The organism is Streptomyces sp. NPDC045899 (assembly GCF_056431485.1).
This window is the reverse complement of the sequence record NZ_JBWKKP010000064.1, coordinates 1-4,674: the sequence shown is the minus strand read 5'-3', so window position 1 is coordinate 4,674 and position 4,674 is coordinate 1. Positions and strand designations below refer to the sequence as shown.

The 4,674-nt window shown below is 69.3% G+C and carries 4 protein-coding genes and 1 pseudogene; all 5 read right to left on the bottom strand.

Features of this window, described 5'->3' with window-relative positions:
- Positions 1-116, bottom strand: a 116-nt coding sequence (locus AC07FT_RS36275; RefSeq protein ID WP_302888475.1) for a roadblock/LC7 domain-containing protein, incomplete at its 3' end; no start/stop codon positions are given.
- A 10-nt stretch (positions 117-126) separates the two neighbouring features.
- Positions 127-3,147: a sensor histidine kinase gene (locus tag AC07FT_RS36270; protein ID WP_479180427.1), complete on the bottom strand. Its 3,021-nt coding sequence runs from the start codon at positions 3,145-3,147 to the stop codon at positions 127-129.
- A gap of 337 nt (positions 3,148-3,484) precedes the next feature.
- Positions 3,485-4,069, bottom strand: a complete 585-nt coding sequence (locus AC07FT_RS36265; RefSeq protein ID WP_362432933.1) for a GTP-binding protein — start codon at positions 4,067-4,069, stop codon at positions 3,485-3,487.
- Positions 4,050-4,460, bottom strand: coding sequence for a DUF742 domain-containing protein (locus AC07FT_RS36260; RefSeq protein WP_362432935.1), 411 nt, complete (start codon positions 4,458-4,460; stop codon positions 4,050-4,052). Before AC07FT_RS36260 ends, AC07FT_RS36265 begins: the two co-directional genes overlap by 20 nt.
- Before the next feature lie 106 nt (positions 4,461-4,566).
- Positions 4,567-4,674 (bottom strand): annotated as a pseudogene (locus tag AC07FT_RS36255) (roadblock/LC7 domain-containing protein); the annotation flags it as partial.

Here is a 4,674-nt window from a genome sequence, read left to right as displayed (position 1 = left end):
TCGGACATCGCCAGAAGGAGTCCGTCGGCGGAGACCACCACCGTGTGGGACACCCCGGGGGTGTTGTCCACGAAGTTCGTGATCAACCAGTTCAGGTTCTGCGCCGCCTGGCTCATCGGGCTCACACTAACGCTCCTGATCGTAGGTGCTGCCGGGGCCGTAGCCCTGTTGGTCATGCTGGTCGTGCCCGGGGATCCCGGATCCCGTGCTGCGTCCCCGCTGGACACCGCGCCGCAGGCTGCTCAGCCTGCCGCGCACGTCCTCCGGGGCCCGCGAGATCTGGGGGCCGCCCTGCCCGGACTGCTCGGCGGCACCCTCCACCAGATTGGCCTTGGGTATCCGCCGGGGCAGACCGGAGGACGTGACCCCGCCGGCCTTCGGCTCGCGGAGCTGCTCGGCCCGGGTCCAGCGCTGGTCGTTCTCCGACTGCCACTGTCCCTGGCCGCTGTCCGTCCGCTGAGGGGCCTGGGGGGACCGCTCCGGCGCCGTGGGCGCCGCCGGCTCCCCGGCCGCACCCTGTGCCCCTGCGTCCTCGGACGGCTGCCACTGCTTGCCCCGACGCGGAAGCCCGGCGTCGGTCAGGGAGCGGCTGTCGCTCGAGGAGGGGCTCGGACGGTGGAACTCTACGCGGTCCCCGGAGACTTCGGGAGCGCTGGGTCCGGATTCCGTTTGGGTCCCGAACTGCGATGCGTAGGGCATCTCGAATGATCCGGAATCGCCCCACTCTCCCTGCTGGGAAGGTGAGTTGTAGCCGATGAACGGCTGCTGTCCGGTCTCCGACTGAGAGCTGTACTGCGGTTCCGGTTCAGTAAAGGAGGGCGTCTCGTAGGACGGCCGCGCCGGCTCCGCGGGGGGCACGTCGCGCCGGTGGTCCGGCTGCTGCGGCGCGGCCCGCATCCCGCTGTACTGGCCCTGGTAGTGGTCCTGGGGGTACGGAGAGTCGTCGAAGCCCAGCTCGGCCGCGGTCCGCTGGGGTGCGGCCGGCTGCTCCTCGTACGAGGGCTGCTGCTCGGGGACGATCCGGGAGACCGTGAAGTCGTCCGCGGGCAGTTCCTCGCCGCCACCACCGTGGGTGATCGCCTCGGGCAGCATCACCAGCGATGTGGTCCCCGCCTGCTCCCCGGAGGGGCGCAGCTGCACGCGGATGCCGTGCCGGTCCGCCAGACGGCCGACCACGAACAGTCCCATGCGCTGGGAGACCGCGGCGTCCACCGTCGGCGGGTTGGCCAGCTTGTGGTTGATGTCGGCGAAGTCCTCGGGGGTGAGCCCGATCCCCTTGTCGTGGATCTCCACCACGACCCGGCCGTCGGGCAGCCGTGTCGCGGTGACCCGCACCTTGGTGTGCGGGGAGGAGAAGGTGGTGGCGTTCTCCAGCAGCTCGGCCAGGAGGTGCACCAGGTCGGTCACCGTGGTGCCGTGGATCTCGCTCTCGGAGATCCCCGCCAGCTCGATCCGCTCGTAGGATTCCACTTCCGAGGAGGCGGCGCGCAGGACGTCGATCAGCGGCACCGGCTGGTTCCACCGCCGGCCGGGCTCCTCGCCCGCCAGAATCAGCAGGTTCTCGCCGTTGCGCCGCATACGGGTCGCCAGGTGGTCCAGCCGGAAGAGGTGCTCCAGCTGGTCCGGGTCGGCCTCCCGGCTCTCCAGTTCCGAGATCAGGGTGAGCTGCCGCTCGATCAGTCCCTGGTTGCGACTGGAAAGGTTCGTGAAGATCGCGTTGACGTTGCCCCGCAGCATCGCCTGCTCGGCCGCGAGCCGGATCGCCTCGCGGTGGACCTGGTCGAAGGCGCGGGCCACCTCGCCCATCTCGTCCCGGCTGTTGAGCGGGATCGGGGTGACGCGGGTGTCCACCCGTCCCGGGTCGTTCCGGGAGAGCTGGTCGACCAGCAGGGGCAGTCGCTGCTCCGCGACATCGAAGGCGGCGTTGCGCAGCTCCTGCATGCTGCGGCTCATCGAGCGGGCCATCCGGCCGGCCACGATGAACGCGGCGAGCAGCGCCAGCACCACGATCACGGAGTTCACGATCGCGTCGCGCTTTGCATCCGAAGAGATTTGCGCTGCCTCGGTCACGGCCTTGTCGACGAGGGTCTCCTCCACCGTGCGGTAGGCGTTGAACTTGGCCGTGGAGGCGTTGAACCAGGCGTCCGGGGTGATGCCCCGGCCCTTCAGCTGCTGCGGTGAGGCACCGCTGCCGATCGCGGTCAGCATGCGCTTCATGGAGGGCGGCGGGGTGAACTTCTGACCGGCGGACTCCGCCTTCCGCTTAGCGTCCGCGAGCTGTGCCTTGGCCTGCTTCTCGGCCGCGGCCATGGTGTCCTCGAGCTTCGAGACGTCCTCGGGCATACCGGCCGAGGTGAACTCCCCGAGCGCGATGCCCTCCAGGTAGGCGTACGAGCCGAAGGCGGTGAGCTGGACCTTGCGCTCGGCCGCGGACGGACCGGGCTTGACCAGCAGATGGGTGCCGATCGAGCGCTGGAGCGACTCCGCGCCCTTGGCCAGCGAGACCGCGTAGACCGTACGGCCGTAGGAGGTGATGTTGCCGGTGCCGAGACCCAGCTCGTTGGCGAACTCGGTCAGCGCGTGCTGGACCGCGACATAGCCCTCTTCGGTCTCCACACCGTTGAGCCGGTCGGTGTAGGCGTTCCGGCGCAACGTCGTGAGCTGCGGTTCGGCCGATTTGAACGCCGCGAGGCGCCGCTTGAGGGTCGCCGTCTGCGGCATGTCCTCGGCGGCCGCGTCGAATTCCTCGCGTGCCTGGTCGGTGGCGGAACGGGCCTCGCGCACCACATCGGCGTTGGTACCGCTGAGCAGCGGACCGGCGGTCCGGTCGCGCTCGTCGATCAGTGCGTGGCCGTAGGCCGCGGCGGCGCGGACCAGCCGCGCGGTGCGCTCGGCGTCCTGCGCCTCGCTCCATGTCTTGACCGATGAGGCGACCTGGACTCCACCGAAGACCAGGGCGACCAGCACCGGGATGAGCAGAATCGCGTACAGCCGGGTCCGCACCCGCCAGTTGCGGGGGGAGAACCGGCCGCCGCTGTCGGCGGGCGGATCGGGTGCATCGGCGGGCGTCGCCGCTGTGCGCGTACGCGGCGGCGGGGTGAAGTTCCCTCGCGCCTCTTGCACGGGATCCGGCTTGCTTCGCCTCACTCGACCAACAACCTCTCGGCGTCGGCACCTGATGTCGTGCCGTTCCAGCTGAGCCCTTACTGCTCAGTTCAGCGAATTTCAGCACGCCGCGCTGGTGCTTTCCAAACACTGCGCAAAACGGTCAGTCTGTTGTCTAGACCAGAGATAAAACGGGCGTTAAGGGTGAGGTGTGTCAAATACCGAACCAATTGAGTGCGCAACGGAGCGGACCGAACGCACTCTGTGGTGGGCGGGGGGGTTTTCGCCTGTCGAAACGTTATGAACGGGAGAGCGGGCCGTGTCACACGACACGGCCCGCTCCGGGCATCTGCTCCGGACAACTTCCGGAGGCCGGCTCCTACTTGAGCCGGGCCATCAGTGCGTGCTCGACCAGGGTGATCAGAGCGCTCTTGGCCTCGCTGCGGTGGCGGGCGTCGGTGATGATGATGGGGGTGTCCGGCCCGATCTGGAGCGCCTCGCGGACCTCTTCGGGGTTGTACGGCTGGTGGCCGTCGAAGCCGTTGAGGGCGATGACGAAGGGCAGTCCGGAGTTCTCGAAGTAGTCCACGGCCGGGAAACAGTCCGCCAGGCGGCGGGTGTCCACGAGCACCACGGCGCCGATGGCACCGCGGACCAGGTCGTCCCACATGAACCAGAAGCGGTCCTGTCCCGGCGTGCCGAACAGGTACAGGATCAGATCGTCGTCGAGCGTGATACGCCCGAAGTCCATCGCCACCGTGGTTGTGGTCTTGTCCTGCACATGGCTCAGATCATCGATCCCCGCCGACGCCGATGTCATCACGGCTTCGGTGCGCAGCGGGTTGATCTCCGAGACCGCGCCGACGAACGTGGTCTTGCCCACGCCGAAACCGCCCGCCACCACGATCTTCGCCGAGGTGGTCGCGCGGGCGGGCGGAGCGCCACTAGAGCTTGCGAAGTCCACTGAGCACCCTTTCGAGCAGTGTCACGTCCGGGGTACCGCCCGCTTCCGAACCGCCGCCGGGCTGGTGGATCGCCACCATGCCGGCCTCCGCCAGGTCGGCCACCAGGATCCGCGCCACCCCGAGCGGTATGTTCAGCAGCGCCGAGACCTCCGCGACCGACTTGACCTCCCGGCACAGATGGCAGATGCGCTGGTGCTCGGGGAGCAGTCCCGCCAGATGCGCTGGGTCGGCCGTGGTGCTGACCAGCGCCTCGATGGCGAGCTGGTACCGGGGCCGGGTCCGGCCTCCGGTCATGGCGTACGGGCGCACCAATGGCTGGTCGCCTTCACCCCCGTACGGCGAATGGTGGTGGCCGCCGTACGGGCCGGGCGAGGCAGGGGGCGGGGTCATCGAGTCCTCCGGTCGGACAACAAAGTGACGGTTCGTGCCGTCGGTCGGTGCCGGTGGGGGGCCGCCCGGCGGGGCCGGGCGGGGCGGGCGGCGGATGGTCGGTGGGTCAGTTCAACAGGCTGCCTTGCAGTTCGGCGCGGAGGTCCGGGGTGAGGACGTTGCCCGCGCGGTCGACCAGCAGGGCCATCTCGTAGCCGACGAGGCCGATGTCGCA